This window comes from Streptomyces sp. NBC_00038 (genome assembly GCF_026343635.1).
Lineage (GTDB): Bacteria > Actinomycetota > Actinomycetes > Streptomycetales > Streptomycetaceae > Streptomyces.
Genome location: NZ_JAPELQ010000001.1, coordinates 6,653,862 through 6,669,760, shown reverse-complemented (window position 1 = coordinate 6,669,760; position 15,899 = coordinate 6,653,862). Strand labels below are relative to the sequence as shown.

Sequence of the window (15,899 nt, the reverse complement as noted above, 5' to 3'; positions counted from 1 at the left end):
CCGTGGAGGTGTTCCACGGCCCCTTCCGGAACAAGTGATCTGCCAGTTCAGCCGGTGGCAACACCAGAGTGCAGCACCACGGCCGCCTCCAGCTTGGCCAGCGCCTGGTCTTCCTTACGGTCGGCTTCGTCACGCTGGCGGTATGCCTTGCGGACGGTTTCAGCGATGCGGTTGCGGTCAGCCTCTGTGAGGACCGGCACGGGAATGTACTTGCGCAGGTCTTCGTGGATGTCCTGTTGCTTGCCGCCGACTGACATGGATCTGAGCACACGGAACAACGGCTCCGACCGGAGCAACGCGAACAGATAGGCCCCTGCAAAGCGCGAGTCTCCGGGCACTACACGCAGAAAGTGCTGACTATAGGCGTGGTTGAGCCAGGCACCCGTAACAAGGAAGGGGCGGCAGAACACCTCGTTCTCACCCAGGGTCCCTTGTGCGGCGACCATCACCGTCTCATCCGTCGCAAAGATTCCCGACGGCGCCTGTTCTGAGCTGATCCAACGCCCCTCTGGCCGTAGCCAGAACGCCTGCCGCTGGCCAATCAACCGCACGGCACCGTGGCCCTGCTCGGCGTCGATGCGCTTAAAGCGCACCCCGGACCCGAGCATGCCCCCCTCGCAGACATCCCCCAACGTCACATGCTCAACCCCCCGCAGCCGCCGCAGTATCTCCTGCGCCCGCGGCTGGAAGTTCAGCGCCCGCAACGTCGTAGCGTTCAGCCCGGACTGTGCGAACCCCAAGTCCCGCCCCTGCTCATGCCACTTGAGGTCGAGCAGATCCTCAAGTTCGGCCACCCGGAACAGATCCCGCGTCGCCGCGGTGATCCCCTTCTGGAACGCGGCACGCAACTCGGCCGCCTCCTCCACGAGTTCGTGGATCTCTTTCTCCACCGCCTCCCCGAAGCGCGGCACGCGGATCTTCCCGACGTGGTCGGGCGCGATGTGCTTGACGGCCGACCCGTACACCCCGCCCCTGATGAGCACTTCACCGAACCGACTCATCAGAAAGGCGTACAGGTACCCGGGCTCGATCTTGCCGCGATCGGGCACAACCTTGATGACGTCTTCCGATCCCCAGAAGCCGCCCATGTCCGGACGTACGTATGCGCGCCTCCCGGCATTGAACCCCGACCGCGAAATCAGCGTCATGCCGGGCTCAAGTTCCAAGTAATGCAGGCTGGACGACTCTGCGTCGGCCTTACTCAGCCTCGGCAGCGTTGTGAAGTCGGCGAGCTGCATGTCCTTGCTGCCGACGAACGGCACACTGTGCTCAGGGTCAGTGAGGTACACCCGTCGGAACAGCGGCCCGCTGAAGATGCCCCCACCATGCCCCGCCGTGACCTCCTCCAACGGCACCGTCTCCACCCGCAGCCGCTCCAGCAGCCGCTGCGTCGCAAACACACCCGACAGATAGGGCTTCGCAACCAGCTTCAACCCCTGCTTGTCGAGCCACCCGCGCCTGGCCGGGTTGCCCGGCTCGGCGAGCTTCACGCCTTCCCCCCCTTCTTCCAGGGGAGATCGTCGGCGTACTTCTCGACGAACGCACGGTACTCGGTGACGACGCTCGGCCGGTCGTGGTACGGGGGCCGTTCCCGCAGGGACATCAGGTCGTCGTCGCGGATCAGGACGCGCCGCTTGATCCGCCGCGGGATCGCGACACCGCGGACGACGATCTCGTCCGTCTCATCGTGCTCGCGCACCACGAAGTCACCCCGTGCGTCCCGCACGTACAGCGGGGCACCGCGCCGGTCGTGGCCGACCTTCTCGGCGACGGCCATGAACATCGGATAGTCGGCGGCGTCGTGCAGTTGCTCCTCGTCCTTCTCCCGCTCGGTCTTCTTCTGCAGGAAGAGGAGGGTGGTGAGGATGTTGACGCCCGCACCCACGACGAAGATCTCCACGGGCAGTTCGATGCTGGCCATCACCCAGCACTCGTCGAGGATGTACTGGCGTACCGCCTCGTCGTCGGGGCCCGGGTTGGACAGGATGCCGTTGGGCAGGACGATGCCGATGCGGCCGCCCGGCTTCACCCACTCGACGGCCTTCTGCACGAACAGCCGCTCCGGTGCGACGGACACAGCCTCCTTGCCCTGCTTGAGGGTGCCGTCCTCCTTGCGGCTCCAGCCGTAGGCGATGCTCCGCTTCTCCCTGTCGTACTCGTCCTTGCGGAACAGGTCCAGAACCGGGCCGGTCACGGGGATGTCCGTGCCGAAGGGCGGGTTGGTGAGCAGGACGTCGACTTGGCCGGGGTAGATGCGTTCGCGGTGCGCGTGGGCGAACTTCACACCGGGCAGTTTGCCCATCCGCGGGAATCCGAGGGAGTCCATCTGGAAGGTGTTGCCCGCGATGTCGGTGAGCATCATGACGCCGAACGCGGCGGCCCGGGTCAGGAAGGGGTCGAAGTCGGCGCCGAAGATCCGGTCCTGGGCATACTCGCCCAGGTCCTTCCGGCGAGCGGTCTCCAGCCTGGCGCGCTCCTGCACGGACAGCGACTGCTCGTCCTCGGGCATCCAGTTGCTGTGCAGCACATGGAGCAGGCTTTCACGCAGGAAGCCGCCGGTGCCGCAGCACGGGTCGAAGACGGTCTCACCCTCCTGCGGGTCGAGGATCTCGACCATGAGCCGTACCGCACCGGGCGGCGTGAAGTACTGGCCGCGGTCGCCGCGCAGATTGTCACCGACGAGTTCCTGGTAGGCGGTGCCGAGCGCGTCCAGGGAGGTGTCGTGGATGCTGTAGGTGGCCAACTGGCGTGTAATGAAGGTGAGGGCTCCGTCGGTCAAGGTGAGCCGGTCGTACTCGTTGAACAACTCCTGTTCGGCGTAGAAGCCCTTGACCTCCTCGAAGAGCTCCCTTATCCGGTCGGCGACCTCGGGGCTGCCTTCCTCGCTCTCCAAGGCGGCGGCGAGGTCGTTGCTGTCGACGAAGAAGCGGGGCGGCTTCCCCTCCCGCACCAGACGCTCGTCGTAGAGCTTGGCGAACAGGACGTACAGGAACTGCCAGAAGGCGGCGTCCTTGGGCAGGCCCTCGTTGCCATGGATGTAGTTGTGGCAGCGCCGGAAGGCGAACCGCAGCATCGTCTCGTCGGCCCGCCGCATGGTGCCGAGAGAGGAGGCGTTCCCCTGGGCGTCGAAGGCGGTCGCGTCGCCGCGCGGCCAGTTCAACAATGGTCGGTAATCGTCCTGGAAGAGCGAGGACTCCGTGTCGCGAAGGATGAAGTACAGGTCCTTGTCGTCCGTCCACAGACCGTACTTGCACTCGGAACCGGTCGCCTTCATCAGCTCGGCGACCTCGTCGATCTGCTCCTTGGCGTGCGCGTAGGTGCGGATCTTGGAGACGGTGCGACTGTCCTTGGGGCGGGGCTTGGTGACGACGATCCGGCGGAGGTACTGCAACTCGTGCGGCTGCTCGTGCTCGAAGATCGCGATACTCGCGCGGCGCCGGGACTTGCGGCCGGTCTCCTCGTTCACCACGGGAATCGGGAAGTCGGCCTGCATGTCACGCGGATCGATGCCGTACTGGTGGACGAGGGCGCGGGCGATCCGCTGCCGCACCTTCTCGGTCTCGGTGAGCTTCACCACCTTGTCGCCGGTGATGTAGTCGAAGACCTCGTCGTCCTGCAGCTTGCGCGGCTCCTTGGGCTTGTCGGCTTCACCGGACTTTCCGGACGCCAGCGGCTTCCGCTTGCCCCCCTCTGGAATGTCAAAGCCCAGCTGTTCCTCAGCCATAGCGATCGCGCCCACCTTGTCCCGTATTACCTCGATACGCGCCACATGGTGACATCCGGCGCACCGCCCAAGACTAGGGCAGCGCGGAACCGGTTCCTCTCCGTTCCGCGCCACCGCGCTCTACGGTCACCCACGACGGCACGGCACCGCGCTGTCACTCTTCGGCGCCCTCTACTGCAGCGGCACCACCCTGTGCTATCTGAAGCAGAGAACGCCCGTCCGGGTCGGCCCAATACTTCGTCCCCTGCACCTGCTGGTCGTTGCCCATGGCCTCACGGCGGATACGGCGCGCCAGGCTGGACGGGGAGTACGCCTGACCGTCCACCTCCCACACCAGCGGCTGACTCTTGCTGCTGCGCCACATAGCACGCCCGCGCCGCGGGTCCTCCTGGATCCAGCGGGGCAGATTCTTGCGGTCCGCCTCGGTGTCCGGCACCAACTCGAACCTCGTGCCCTCCGCAACGAGGCCCCGCTCGAAGATCGTGGTGACCGCGCGCGTGCTACGCCCACCGGCCGCCGGCTGCCGCACTGTGCTGGCAGCCTCGGCGGTGAGAGCCAGCTCGGCCTGCGCTGCGGCCCCAGTCTCGACGCCGTCCTCGGGCTCACGCGTCGCCTCGGGCTCAGCTTCCCCCTCGGGCTCAGTCAGGTGCGCCGTCATCAAGAGCCAGGAGAGCCTGTCCGCGACCTCTTTGGCACGCTCCGGCAAAGTGACGGCCTTAACAACCTGGCTCGTGCGCCCGTATGCGCCATCGATGACATCGACCATGTGCGGCACGACCTGCCGCACCCTCTCCGGAACCCCGGCCAGTTGCTCCTGCCACGCCTGCCCGTCCTCGGCGTCCAGGTCGCCGGTCTCCATGGTGTGGAAGAGCACGTGGGCGAGGAGAAGGTCGGCATGCTCAGCCACCTGCGACACGCGGCGGCTCGACACACCGTCGAGCTCACCGAGTTCACCAAGCGCGTCGCGTACCGCCCGGAGCAGGCCGACGCACCGCCACACGCGGAAGGCCGTGGGCAACGGGCCGAAGACCGCCTGGTAGTTCTTCTTCTCCCACAGCCACGCCGGGTCCTGTCTGGCCTCAGCCGCGCAGACCGGGTCCGGGTACACGGCGGCGAGGGCGAACGCGGCCTCTTCCATCGTGCAGCCCCGATCCCGCTCAGGCTTGCCCTCGCCCCGCTTGGCGGAGTACGTGAGGCCCAGCGACAGTTGGAAGTCCTCCCGCAGGTCGACCTGTTCCTGCTCCAGCGCCCTGAAGTCCCGGGCCTCGATGGGGTTCTGCGTGTTGGCCGCGATCGTGATCGCATCCCCGAAATTTTCGGGGCAATCCTCAAGCGAGATGATCCGGACGTGCACTCGAGCCTGGGCGACCCGGTCGGGGTGAGACTGCATTACCGCGCAGATCGCGTCCCCGGTTTGGGCGCCATTGATGACGCTCGCCCCCTCCAAACACAGCCCCACGGGCGCCCATTTGTCAGGCGGGTCCACCCCGTTGCCCCCGAGGCTGTCGCAGACCAGAGTGATGCCGCCGTTCCAGTACAGGAAGTGTTCCGGGTGCTGGATCAGGGTGTTTCGGATCACCGAGTTCACCTCGGTATCCTCAAGGGCGTTGCGAACGTTGCGGTCGGTGAGGAATGCGCCGTTCTCACCGGCGTACCACGCGGCCACCGTCGAGGCGGGGACGGTGCCGTAGTAGAGGGTGAAAGGCTTCGTCTGCCTGCCCGGGCTGTCCAGGTCGAAGACCAGGGTCACCTTCCGCCGGGCCTCGTCCAGAGCGAAGTGGTACATGTCGAGCAGGTTGACGACCTTGACCTCGACTAGGCTGGGGTCGCGCGGATGCAGGGCCCGTATCTGGTTCTCCAGCCGATTCCGGGCGTTGACGTGGAGCTCCTTCCCGACATCACCGTTGACGAGCGCGAGGACAAGAGTCACGCGAGGGCGTGGCGCTTTCAGAGCGCGGGTCAGCTCGTCGACATGCGGGGCCATCTTCGGCCCGAGTTGCTCGAAGTTGCGGTTGAAGAGATAACGCAACCCGTCCACGACGGCGGCGATGTCGTGGTTGCCGAACCCCGCGGTCCCCTTGTCGTTCCATTTGGCCTGAACGACAAAGATCTCCCGGCCACTGACGGCGACGGCATCGAAGCCTTCGTCGCCGGTACCGTCAGTGATCGCCCGCGCCGCATCCCCAGCACTCATGTCGGCCTCGTACTGCAAGGAGAGGGCCGCGACAGCTCGGCTCAGGAACATCCGCTCCTCGTTGGGATGATCCGCCACGTCCTCCGCGATGTTCAGCGGGCGGTACCGCTCGGTCAGCTTCTTGGCCAGCCTCCGAGCCTGAACCGGGTAGGGCACGGATCCCTCTCTTTCACCACTGACGCTCGCCGCATGCCGTACGGATGCCGAGCGAGGCTACCTCGTGGATCCCGACCCTGTTCCGTTCGTTCTCGCGGAACAGGGTCGACGCCCCGACCCCAGCCATCAAATTGACCACAAGATGCACCTTATGAAACCATGTGCGCATGGTTGAGATTGCCATCAGCACCGCCCGTTCCCAGCTCGGCGACCTCGTGCGCCGCGCCGCCCACGGGCGCGAGACCATCGCCCTCACCGACCACGGGCACATCGCGGCCCTCCTCGTATCTCCCCAGGTCATAGAGGAATTCGAAGACGCCCTGGCGCTCGCCGAGTACGAACTGAGGAAAGCACGCGGAGCTATTGAGCCGGGCATTCCGCACGAAGAGGTCGGCCGCATGCTGGGGCTGCGGTAAGTGACCTACGAGATCATCTGGGAACCGCGCGCCACGAACGCGGCCGTGCGATTCCTCAAGGACGACCCGGCCGGACTGTCCGCGGTCTACGAGGCCGTGGACACACTGGCGACCCAGCCCCGCCCATCCGGCTCCATCCCTTACGGATCACAACACGTGCGTCGCCTGCATGTCGGCGACTACCGAGTCCTCTACGTCATCGAGGAAGACGTGATCCGCATCCTCGTCACCCATCTCGGTCGGATCGCATGAGCCTTTCCGCAGCGCCACGAAGAGCCGCTTGAGACCGAAAAGCCGCACTTCCCCTCCGTCCCGGGGAAGCGCGGCTCTCTCTTGTCGCGACGCCAGCCGCGCTTGTCGCGATGTCAGCCGTGCAGCAGTCCCGCCGCCTGCCCGATCACCGGGATGCTGCCCACCGACGGCGCCTGCGCCAGCGGCCCCGTCAGGGCCTGCGAGGACAGCGGCTTGAAGTCGGCCAGCTGCGTGGCGACGCCGTTGTCGAGGGGGTCGACCCCGGTGCCCGCCAGCGGGTTGGGCTTGAGCCCCGCGACCGGCCCTGTGACGTACCCGACCGTGCCGGTCAGGGCGCCCAGACCCGCCTGCGGGTCGATGTTGCCGAGCGAGGTGGGACGGGTGCGCACGACGTCCACGACGGGGTCCGCGTCCGCGACGGCCGGGGCGGCGACGGCCGCACCGGCAGCAACGACCACGCCGGCCGCGGTGGCGATCCGCGCGGTCCTGCGAGCCCTGGTGGTCAGTTGGTCTGCGTGTCGCGCCATCACATTTCCCATTCGGAGAGCAACTTGATTGACACGCAGAGTAGTTGACTCGGCTCCCCTTCCGGGCGGTCCTGGCGGCTGATTCGCCTGTGCGGCCCAACAGGCATATCAGCGCCAGTCCACCGTGCACGTCGACGGCGGGGGGCAGGGATAATGTCCTGGACGTTGCCGGCAGGCGGCGAGGCCCGGTCGAGTCACAGAAGGTACAGAGAATTGGGTTCCCATCCCCCGATACCCACCCGCGTGGTGCTGCTCTGCGGCCCCTCCGGCTCTGGGAAGTCCCTTCTCGCGGCCGACTCCGGCCTCCCCGTGCTCCGCCTCGACGACTTCTACAAGGAGGGCACGGATCCGACGCTGCCCCAGGTCGAGGGCAGCGCGGACATCGACTGGGACCATCCGCTGTCCTGGGACGCGGACACCGCGGTCACCGCGATCGAGGAGCTGTGCCGCACGGGCCGTACGACCATCCCCGTGTACGACATCGCGCTGAGCGCCCGTACGGGCACGGAGGCGCTGCACATCGAGCGGACTCCGCTGTTCATCGCGGAGGGCATCTTCGCCGCCGAGATCGTCGGGCGCTGCCGGGAACTGGGCGTGCTGGCCGACGCGCTGTGCCTGTCGCGCGGCCCGGTGACGACGTTCCGCCGCCGCTTCCTGCGGGATCTCAAGGAGGGCCGCAAGTCGGTCGCCTTCCTGCTGCGCCGCGGCTGGCGCCTGATGCGCGCCGAGCGCTCCATCGTGGCCCGCCAGACCGCCCTTGGCGCGCATCCCTGCGACAAGGCCGAGGCCCTCGGCCGCCTGACCGCGGCGGCGGCCGGCCGCTGCTCGACCCCGCGCCCGGCGGCGGCCTAGCGACCCGGACGTACGCACACAGCGAAAAGAGGCCCAGGCGGACCCCCCAGTCCGCCTGGACCTTTCTCGTTTCCCCCGTGCTCCCCCCAGGGTCCCCCGACCCTGTGGGGTCCCCCGACCCCGAGGGTCCCCCGACCCGTCGGTTCCCCCCGGAACCGCTCCCCCGTGTTACCTGTTTCCCTTTACTTCCCCCCAGACCTTCAGGCGACAAGCTCCCCGAAGGACTCCTCCTCGTCACGTCCGAAGCTGAGAACCTCGTCCTCACGCATCCGGCGGAGCGACCGCCAGATGCTCGACTTCACCGTGCCGACACTGATGTCGAGGATCTCCGCGATCTCCGGGTCCGTGCGGCCCTCGTAGTAACGAAGGACCAGCATGGTGCGCTGGAGTTCGGGCAGCCGGGCCAGCGCCTGCCACAGCACGGCGCGCAGCTCGGTGCCGCGCATCGCGTCCGTGTCACCGGCGGTCTCCGGCAGTTCCTCGGTCGGGTACTCGTTCAGCTTGCGGCGGCGCCACGCGCTGATGTGCAGATTGGTCATCGTGCGGCGGAGGTAGCCCCCGACCGCGGCCTTGTCGCTGATCCGGTCCCAGGCCTTGTACGTCGAGAACAGCGCGCTCTGCAGCAGGTCCTCGGCCTCGAAGCGGTCACCGGTCAGGTGGTAGGCGGTTGCGTACAGGGAGGCCCGGCGCTCCTGGACGTAGGCGGTGAACTCCGCCTCCGACACCGAGCGCCGCTCCCCCGTGCCCTCCCCGTACGCGGCTCCCCCGTGAGCCTGTCCCCCCGCGTCAACCACCGTCATGTACCCGGTGTGCTGACGCCCGGTGCCGCGAGCGCACCCCCGCCCGCTCACGGCACCGGACTTCTCCGTGTTCCGGGAGACTGTGACGTCGTGCAGACGCGTGACAACTGCGCTAGTGCTGGTGCTGTGCAGCGTGTTCATCTCGCGCCCCCCGTCGTGGAGTCCCGGTTCTTCGGTTCGTTCCGCCGTGCTGTCTTGCTTGTGTCGAGAAGCTTGCCCGGGCCACTTCATGACGGTGTCCGCCGACTGTCACAGACCTGTCACAGGGCCCACCCGCAGGCGCGTCACGGCAGGGTCACAGCGCGATCACAGAGAAGAGCGGTACGACTACACGAATGACCACTTGGGGGCTCGCGCGGGGCCTCCTCGTGTGCCGGAGATGAGTGGGAGCGCTCCAACGGTCGATACACCACCGTTCGATGGGCCAGAATGACGTCCGTGCCCACCCTGTTGCTGATCGAAGACGACGACGCCATTCGTACGGCCCTGGAGCTGTCGCTGACGCGCCAGGGGCACCGTGTGGCCACAGCTGCCACCGGCGAGGACGGTCTGAAGCTGCTGCGTGAGCAGCGGCCCGACCTGATCGTGCTGGATGTGATGCTGCCCGGCATCGACGGATTCGAGGTGTGCCGGCGAATCCGGCGCACCGACCAGCTGCCGATCATCCTGCTGACCGCGCGCAGCGACGACATCGACGTGGTGGTGGGCCTGGAGTCCGGCGCCGACGACTATGTGGTCAAACCCGTGCAGGGGCGGGTGCTCGACGCCCGGATCCGGGCCGTGCTGCGGCGCGGTGAGCGCGAGGCGAACGACTCGGCGTCCTTCGGCTCCCTCGTCATCGACCGCGCCGCCATGACGGTCACCAAGAACGGCGAGGATCTGCAACTGACGCCCACCGAGCTGCGCTTGCTCCTGGAGCTGAGCCGCAGGCCCGGACAGGCGCTGTCCCGCCAGCAGTTGCTGCGCCTGGTCTGGGAGCACGACTACCTCGGCGACTCGCGTCTGGTGGACGCCTGTGTGCAGCGGCTGCGCGCGAAGGTGGAGGACGTACCCTCCTCCCCCACTCTCATCCGCACGGTGCGCGGAGTCGGCTACCGGCTGGACAATCCTCAGTGACCAAACCGCACGACAAGCTCCGCGGCTGGGCGGCGGCGCGCAAGGCGATACTGTCCGGCCTGCGCTTCACCAGTCTGCGGCTGCGCCTGGTGGTGGTGTTCGGGCTCGTCGCGCTCACGGCCGCCGTGTCGGCGTCGGGCATCGCGTACTGGCTCAACCGCGAGGCCGTCCTGACGCGTACGCAGGACGCGGTGCTGCGCGACTTCCAGCAGGAGATGAACAACCGCGCGAGCATGCTGCCGGTGCACCCCGCTCAGGACGAACTCCAGCGCACGGCAGGGCAGATGTCGGCGAGCAGCCAGCGCTTCAGCGTGCTCCTGGTCGCCGAGGCCACGGACGGCAAGCAGATCACCGGCAATTCCGCGCTCGACACCTTCACGCTGGAGGACGTACCCAAGTCCCTCCAGACGGCGGTGAACAAGAAGCAGCCGCTGACCTCGAACAACAAGTCCGCGTACCACCTGTACTGGCAGCGCGTCACCGACGACGACAAGCCGTACCTCGTGGGCGGTGCGAAGGTGATCGGCGGCAGCACGACCGGCTACATGCTCAAGTCCCTGGAACCCGAGGCGAAGGATCTCAACTCCCTTGCCTGGTCCCTGGGTATCGCGACCGGTCTGGCCCTGATCGGGTCCGCGCTGCTGGCCCAGGCCGCCGCGACCACGGTCCTCAAGCCGGTCCACCGCCTCGGCATCGCGGCCCGCCGCCTCGGCGAGGGCAAGCTCGACACCCGCCTGCGGGTGTCCGGCACGGACGAACTCGCCGACCTCTCCCGCACGTTCAACCACACGGCCGAGGCCCTGGAGAAACGCGTCGCGGACATGAGCTCCCGCGACGAGGCCTCCCGCCGCTTCGTGGCGGACATGTCCCATGAACTCCGTACGCCTCTCACCGCGATCACCGCCGTGACGGAGATCCTGGAAGAGGAGCTGGACGCGGAGACCGGCAGCGTCGACCCGATGATCGAACCGGCCGTACGGCTCGTCGTCAGCGAGACCCGCCGGCTGAACGACCTGGTCGAGAACCTCATGGAGGTCACCCGCTTCGACGCGGGTACCGCCCGCCTCGTCCTGGACGACGTGGACATCGCCGACCAGATCACCGCGTGCATCGACGCGCGCGCCTGGCTGGACGCGGTGGACCTGGATGCCGAGCGCGGCGTCATGGTGCGCCTCGACCCGCGCCGCCTGGACGTGATCCTGGCGAACCTGATCGGCAACGCGCTCAAGCACGGCGGCTCGCCGGTACGGGTCTCGGTGCGCAAGGAGGCCGACGCCCTGCTGATCGAGGTCCAGGACCACGGTCCGGGCATCCCCGAGGACGTACTGCCGCACGTGTTCGACCGCTTCTACAAGGCGAGCGCGTCCCGCCCCCGCTCCGAGGGCAGCGGCCTCGGCCTGTCCATCGCGCTGGAGAACGCGCACATCCACGGCGGCGAGATCACCGCGGCGAACGCACCCAAGGGCGGCGCCGTCTTCACGCTCCGCCTCCCGCAGGACGCGCCGGTGCTGCTCGCCGACGACCCGCGCGACCGGAACGGCGACGACGAGCACGAGAACGGGAACGGCACGGAGGCGACCGCCGGATGAAGACCGCAAGACGCCGCTCCGTCCGTCCCTGGGTGGCCGTCGGCCTGCTGACCGCGCTGCTCACGGGCTGCGGCATCCGCTCCACCCAGGTGCCCACGGACTTCGGCCCCGCGCCCTCCCTGGTCCCCTGTGCCCTGTCCGGCGACATCTCCACGCAGACCTCCGGGGGCGTCCCGGTCCAGGTCTTCCTGCTCTGCTCCGCGCAGCTCGTCACGGTCGACAGGTCCGTCGCCATCCCGGCCGGCACGGAGGAGGCCGCGCGGCGCGTCCTGGTGGCGCAGGGGCTGCTCGACGAGCTCGCCGAGACGCCGTCCACGGCCGAGCGGCAGGCCGGTTACGCCACGGACGTACGCGGCGGCATGACGGTGAGCGGTCCGCACCCCAAGGACCCCGAGGACGCCCTCCGGCTGTCCACTCCGCCGAGCGGCCTCACGCGCTTCGCCCTCGCCCAGATCGTCTGCACCTTCGCCGACTCCGCCGCGGCCCAGGACGACGGCTCCGTCATCCTCGGCGGCCCGGACACCGGCCCTCTCAACCGCTACGAATGCACGCCCGAGGTCCGCTCAAGCCCGGGCACGGAGTCCCTGGCCGCCACGGCGGTCGACGGCGCCTGAGGGGCTGAAGCGGTCTCGGGGAGAGCCGTCGGTGTGGCGCATGCCTCACCCCTCAGCCCCAACCTCCCCACCAACCCGGAACCGATCGCGCCGCGCCCCGCGTCTTGGGGAACGTGCAGCGTGATGGCTCAGGCGGCGGCAGTGCCGCGATCCGCGTCCGTGTGGCAGGAGGTGTCCTCCTCGTCGCACACCTCGCCCTCGTCGCCTGGATCACCCTGCGCCCCCTGGACGTCCCCTGGGTGAGCGCCGCCAACCTGCGGCCCTTCGCCGGTATCAGGGCGGATCTCGCGCTCGGCCCCCGGGAAGCGGCCCGCCGTATCGGCGAGGGCCTGGCCCTGCTGGCCCCGCTGGGCGTCCTGCTCCCGATGGCGGGCGGCAGGCTCGCCGCCTCCCCGCTCGGCTCTCTCGTCCGTACGATCGCCGCGGGCGCCCTGCTCTCCCTGGGCATCGAGCTCCTGCAGACCGGTGTCCCCGGCCAGGTGGTGGACATCGACTCGCTGCTGCTCAACACCGTCGGCGTGGCCCTGGCCCACCTCGCGGTCGTGCCCGCCGGCCGGGCCGGGTTCCGCCGCCGGGCGGAGAAGCGGCGACGGGCCGCCCTCCGCCGGGAGGACGCGGCTCAGGGTCGGACCCCGACGATTCCCAGGGTCGGGATCGCACCGTAGAGCGACGCTTCGTCCGCTTCGTCTCCGTAGCTTTGAAGTCACAGAGACAGGGTCACCGGGGCGGACGAGCCGCCCGACCCACGGTTCGCGAAGGAGCCCGGAATGAGCGCCATTGCCCGCCCGACCAACGGCCGCATGATCGGCGGAGTGTGCGCAGCGCTGGCACAGCGCTTCGGCACCTCCGCGACCACGATGCGCGTGATCTTCGTCCTCTCGTGCCTGCTCCCGGGCCCGCAGTTCCTGCTGTACATAGCGCTGTGGATCCTGTTCCCCTCGGAGGACAAGGCCCGCACCGCGGCCTGGTGACCACGGCCCGAACGACGAACGCCGGTGGGGCGCACCCTAGTTGGGTGCGCCCCACCGGCGTTCGTCCGTGCAAGTGGCCTCAGCCGATCGGCAGACCGTTCACCGGCAGTCCGTGCGTGGGCAGGCCCTGCACCGGCAGGCCGCCGAGCAGACCGGCGACCGGAGCGGTGGGCCCGTCGGCGAGGACGCGCGCGGCGGCGGGCTGCGCGGCGGCCACGCCCGCGCCCAGCGCGCTCTGCCCCTGGGCGATCGCCTCGCCCGCACCGGGGAGCGCCTTGGCCAGGTTCTCCGCGGGCAGCGTCGAGGTGACGGTGTCCAGCGCCGAGGAGGCGTCCGGCACGGCCGGCGCGGCATTCGCGGCACCCGCGCCCGCGGCGGCGAAGGCGGCACCGAGAGCGGCGACACCGAGGGTCTTGGCAGCAGACTGCTTCATTTTGAATGCGTCCTTGGATCCGTGAGACGGGGATGTGAGCGGTCCAAGACCGTAAACACGTAATGCGACCCTCTGCAAACATCGAAAAGCGGTCGAGTCATGGAGAACAAGTGAAGACCCGACCGCTTTCCGCCACGCCCAATCAGCCCTCATCCTCCACAGAACCGCTGGTGGAAGCGGTCTGCTCGAACAGCCAGGCGGACTTCAGCTCGGCATAACCCGGCTTGATCACGTCATTGATCATGGCCAGTCGTTCATCGAAAGGAATGAATGCTGACTTCATAGCATTGACGGAGAACCATTGCATGTCGTCGAGCGAATAACCGAACGCCTCGACAAGGTGCTCGAATTCCCGGCTCATGCTGGTACCGGACATCAGCCGATTATCCGTATTCACCGTGGCCCGGAAATGCAGCCGCCGGAGCAGCCCGATCGGATGGGCGGCGTAGGAGTCGGCGGCACCGGTCTGGAGGTTGGAGCTGGGGCACAGCTCCAGGGGGATGCGCTTGTCGCGCACATAGGCGGCGAGCCGTCCGAGCTGGACGGAGCCGTCCTCGTGGACCTTGATGTCGTCGATGATCCGCACCCCGTGCCCGAGCCGGTCGGCGCCGCACCACTGCAGGGCCTGCCAGATCGAGGGCAGCCCGAAGGCCTCTCCGGCGTGGATGGTGAAGTGGTTGTTCTCGCGCTTGAGGTACTCGAACGCGTCGAGGTGCCGGGTGGGCGGGAACCCGGCCTCGGCGCCCGCGATGTCGAAGCCGACGACACCGCCGCCCGCCAGGTCCCGGTAGCGGTTGGCGAGTTCGGCGATCTCCAGGGCGCGGGCGGCGTGCCGCATGGCGGTGAGCAGGGCTCCGACGCGGATGCGGTGGCCGTTCTCGCGGGCCCGCCGCTCGCCTTCCCGGAAGCCCTCGTTGACCGCCTCGACGACCTCTTCGAGGCTGAGCCCGGCTTCCAGGTGCTGCTCGGGCGCGTAGCGCACCTCGGCGTACACGACGCCGTCCTCGGCGAGATCCTCAGCGCACTCGGCCGCGACCCGGACGAGCGCGTCGCGGGTCTGCATGACGGCGCAGGTGTGGGCGAAGGTCTCCAGGTACCGCTCGAGGGAACCGGAGTCGGCGGCTTCGCGGAACCAGATGCCGAGCTTGTCGGGGTCGGTCTCGGGGAGACCGGAGTAGCCGGTTTCACGGGCTAGTTCGACGATCGTCCCGGGGCGCAGGCCCCCGTCGAGATGATCGTGCAGCAGGACCTTGGGCGCCCGGCGGATCTGCTCCGAGCTCGGGGTGTTCCGGATCTGGCTCGTCATTTTCGCACTCTAGTCCCTACGCGCGTAGATCTCCTGTCGGGCAGATCCGTCGATACGTAACGGTGACCCTGCGGACGGGTGGCGTACACCGCCGCTTCTGAGACTGTTCTGTCATGGCACACCAAGCGACGCCGGTTCGCAGAGCCCGGCTGGGGAGGGCGCTCGGCTCGGAGCCGACGGCGGTCAGCGGGGTCGTCCTGCTGCTCCCGGGTGGCGAGGAGAGCTCCGCCCGCAGACCGTCCTCGATGCTGGCGGCCGCCTCCGTCCACACCCTGGGGCGCCGACTGAACCGCGCGGGACGCACGGAGGGCCTGGTCACGCATGTCGTGCACTACCGGGTCCGGGGCTGGAACGGCCCCGAGGCGGAGCTGGCGGCCGACGCGTCCTGGGCCGCCGACGAGGTCGTACGCCGTTACGGAGACGTCCCCGTGTGCCTGGCCGGCATCGACATGGGAGGCCGCGCGGCGCTGCACAGTGGCGGCCACAGCGCCGTCAACTCCGTGCTCGCGCTTGCCCCTTGGCTGCCCGAGGAGGACGTGGCGGCACCACCCGAACCGGTGAAGCAGCTGGCCGGGCGGCGCGTGCTGATCGTGCACGGCACGAACGACGAGCGCACCGACCCGGAGCTGTCCTTCCGGCTGGCGGCGCGCGCGAAGAAGGCCAATCGCGACATCTGCCGCTTCGAGGTCCACTCCGACGGTCACGCGCTGCAGCAGCACCGGAGTGAAGTCCTGGCTCTCGCCGAGGACTTCGTCCTGGGCGCGCTGTTCGGGCGCGGCTTCTCGCGCCCGGTCGAGGACGCGTTCGCCGCGCCGCCGCCGCTGGGGCTGCGGATGCCGCTCGCGGCGGGCTTCGGGCAGTCGCTGCGGCGGTAGCCGCCGACTCCCCGCGCACAACCGGCGACGGTCGTCACCTCCCCCGCACACAAAAGGTCACCCCTCCCACAAGA

At 68.6% G+C, this 15,899-nt stretch carries 16 protein-coding genes; 9 read left to right on the top strand and 7 right to left on the bottom strand.

Annotation, left to right across the window (positions count from 1 at the left end):
- Positions 1–47: 47 nt before the first annotated feature.
- From OG219_RS30340 to OG219_RS30330, 3 genes are all read right to left on the bottom strand, one after another.
- The gene (locus OG219_RS30340; protein WP_266831777.1) at positions 48–1,490 is read right to left on the bottom strand and encodes a restriction endonuclease subunit S; all 1,443 of its coding nucleotides are present in this window, start codon (positions 1,488–1,490) and stop codon (positions 48–50) included.
- The gene (locus tag OG219_RS30335; RefSeq protein WP_266831775.1) at positions 1,487–3,724 is read right to left on the bottom strand and encodes an N-6 DNA methylase; all 2,238 of its coding nucleotides are present in this window, start codon (positions 3,722–3,724) and stop codon (positions 1,487–1,489) included. The genes OG219_RS30340 and OG219_RS30335 overlap by 4 nt, the downstream gene beginning before the upstream one ends.
- Before the next feature lie 154 nt (positions 3,725–3,878).
- Positions 3,879–5,936: an AIPR family protein gene (locus OG219_RS30330; RefSeq protein WP_266831773.1), complete on the bottom strand. Its 2,058-nt coding sequence runs from the start codon at positions 5,934–5,936 to the stop codon at positions 3,879–3,881.
- A gap of 305 nt (positions 5,937–6,241) precedes the next feature.
- Between OG219_RS30330 and OG219_RS30325 the strand changes: the two genes are divergently transcribed.
- Positions 6,242–6,490: a type II toxin-antitoxin system Phd/YefM family antitoxin gene (locus tag OG219_RS30325; protein ID WP_266831772.1), complete on the top strand. Its 249-nt coding sequence runs from the start codon at positions 6,242–6,244 to the stop codon at positions 6,488–6,490.
- Positions 6,491–6,742, top strand: coding sequence for a type II toxin-antitoxin system RelE/ParE family toxin (locus OG219_RS30320; protein WP_266831770.1), 252 nt, complete (start codon positions 6,491–6,493; stop codon positions 6,740–6,742).
- Between the two features lie 113 nt (positions 6,743–6,855).
- Here the strand turns inward: OG219_RS30320 and OG219_RS30315 are convergent, their stop codons facing one another.
- Positions 6,856–7,269 carry a hypothetical protein gene (locus tag OG219_RS30315; RefSeq protein WP_266831768.1) on the bottom strand — a complete coding sequence of 138 codons (414 nt, stop codon included), beginning with the start codon at positions 7,267–7,269 and terminating at the stop codon, positions 6,856–6,858.
- A gap of 213 nt (positions 7,270–7,482) precedes the next feature.
- On the opposite strand from OG219_RS30315, the gene OG219_RS30310 reads away from it, so the two are divergent.
- Positions 7,483–8,121: a uridine kinase gene (locus OG219_RS30310; protein ID WP_266831766.1), complete on the top strand. Its 639-nt coding sequence runs from the start codon at positions 7,483–7,485 to the stop codon at positions 8,119–8,121.
- Positions 8,122–8,321: 200 nt separating this feature from the next.
- Here the strand turns inward: OG219_RS30310 and OG219_RS30305 are convergent, their stop codons facing one another.
- A complete protein-coding gene (locus tag OG219_RS30305) occupies positions 8,322–9,062 on the bottom strand; it encodes a SigE family RNA polymerase sigma factor (protein ID WP_266455371.1) in 741 nt (246 codons plus the stop codon).
- A 297-nt stretch (positions 9,063–9,359) separates the two neighbouring features.
- Here OG219_RS30305 and afsQ1 point away from each other — a divergent pair, with 297 nt between their 5' ends.
- From afsQ1 to OG219_RS30280, 5 genes are all read left to right on the top strand, one after another.
- On the top strand, positions 9,360–10,037 hold the full coding sequence (gene afsQ1, locus OG219_RS30300) for a two-component system response regulator AfsQ1 (protein WP_266831764.1): 678 nt from the start codon (positions 9,360–9,362) through the stop codon (positions 10,035–10,037).
- Positions 10,034–11,626, top strand: a complete 1,593-nt coding sequence (locus tag OG219_RS30295; protein WP_266831762.1) for a HAMP domain-containing sensor histidine kinase — start codon at positions 10,034–10,036, stop codon at positions 11,624–11,626. Before afsQ1 ends, OG219_RS30295 begins: the two co-directional genes overlap by 4 nt.
- A complete protein-coding gene (locus OG219_RS30290) occupies positions 11,623–12,240 on the top strand; it encodes a hypothetical protein (protein ID WP_266831760.1) in 618 nt (205 codons plus the stop codon). Before OG219_RS30295 ends, OG219_RS30290 begins: the two co-directional genes overlap by 4 nt.
- Positions 12,241–12,353: 113 nt before the next feature.
- On the top strand, positions 12,354–12,905 hold the full coding sequence (locus OG219_RS30285) for a VanZ family protein (RefSeq protein ID WP_266831758.1): 552 nt from the start codon (positions 12,354–12,356) through the stop codon (positions 12,903–12,905).
- 102 nt (positions 12,906–13,007) lie between these two features.
- A complete protein-coding gene (locus OG219_RS30280) occupies positions 13,008–13,211 on the top strand; it encodes a PspC domain-containing protein (protein ID WP_266831756.1) in 204 nt (67 codons plus the stop codon).
- A gap of 79 nt (positions 13,212–13,290) precedes the next feature.
- Here OG219_RS30280 and OG219_RS30275 read toward each other — a convergent pair whose 3' ends face one another.
- Together OG219_RS30275 and OG219_RS30270 are read right to left on the bottom strand one after the other, a co-directional pair.
- The gene (locus tag OG219_RS30275; protein ID WP_266831754.1) at positions 13,291–13,644 is read right to left on the bottom strand and encodes an ATP-binding protein; all 354 of its coding nucleotides are present in this window, start codon (positions 13,642–13,644) and stop codon (positions 13,291–13,293) included.
- A gap of 142 nt (positions 13,645–13,786) precedes the next feature.
- Positions 13,787–14,950 (bottom strand): adenosine deaminase, encoded by a 1,164-nt coding sequence (locus OG219_RS30270; RefSeq protein ID WP_266831752.1) that lies wholly within the window; start codon positions 14,948–14,950, stop codon positions 13,787–13,789.
- A gap of 113 nt (positions 14,951–15,063) precedes the next feature.
- Here OG219_RS30270 and OG219_RS30265 point away from each other — a divergent pair, with 113 nt between their 5' ends.
- Entirely contained in the window at positions 15,064–15,825 is a 762-nt protein-coding gene (locus OG219_RS30265) for an alpha/beta hydrolase (RefSeq protein ID WP_266831750.1), read from the top strand.
- Positions 15,826–15,899: the final 74 nt, after the last annotated feature.

Bases quoted from the DNA above. Each gene is read 5' to 3' on its own strand.
- OG219_RS30335 (WP_266831775.1), bottom strand. From the start codon at position 3,724: ATGGCTGAGGAACAGCTGGGCTTTGACATTCCAGAGGGGGGCAAGCGG.
- OG219_RS30325 (WP_266831772.1), top strand. From the start codon at position 6,242: ATGGTTGAGATTGCCATCAGCACCGCCCGTTCCCAGCTCGGCGACCTC.
- OG219_RS30315 (WP_266831768.1), bottom strand. From the start codon at position 7,269: ATGGCGCGACACGCAGACCAACTGACCACCAGGGCTCGCAGGACCGCG.
- OG219_RS30305 (WP_266455371.1), bottom strand. From the start codon at position 9,062: ATGAACACGCTGCACAGCACCAGCACTAGCGCAGTTGTCACGCGTCTG.
- OG219_RS30290 (WP_266831760.1), top strand. From the start codon at position 11,623: ATGAAGACCGCAAGACGCCGCTCCGTCCGTCCCTGGGTGGCCGTCGGC.
- OG219_RS30280 (WP_266831756.1), top strand. From the start codon at position 13,008: ATGAGCGCCATTGCCCGCCCGACCAACGGCCGCATGATCGGCGGAGTG.
- OG219_RS30275 (WP_266831754.1), bottom strand. From the start codon at position 13,644: ATGAAGCAGTCTGCTGCCAAGACCCTCGGTGTCGCCGCTCTCGGTGCC.
- OG219_RS30270 (WP_266831752.1), bottom strand. From the start codon at position 14,950: ATGACGAGCCAGATCCGGAACACCCCGAGCTCGGAGCAGATCCGCCGG.
- OG219_RS30265 (WP_266831750.1), top strand. From the start codon at position 15,064: ATGGCACACCAAGCGACGCCGGTTCGCAGAGCCCGGCTGGGGAGGGCG.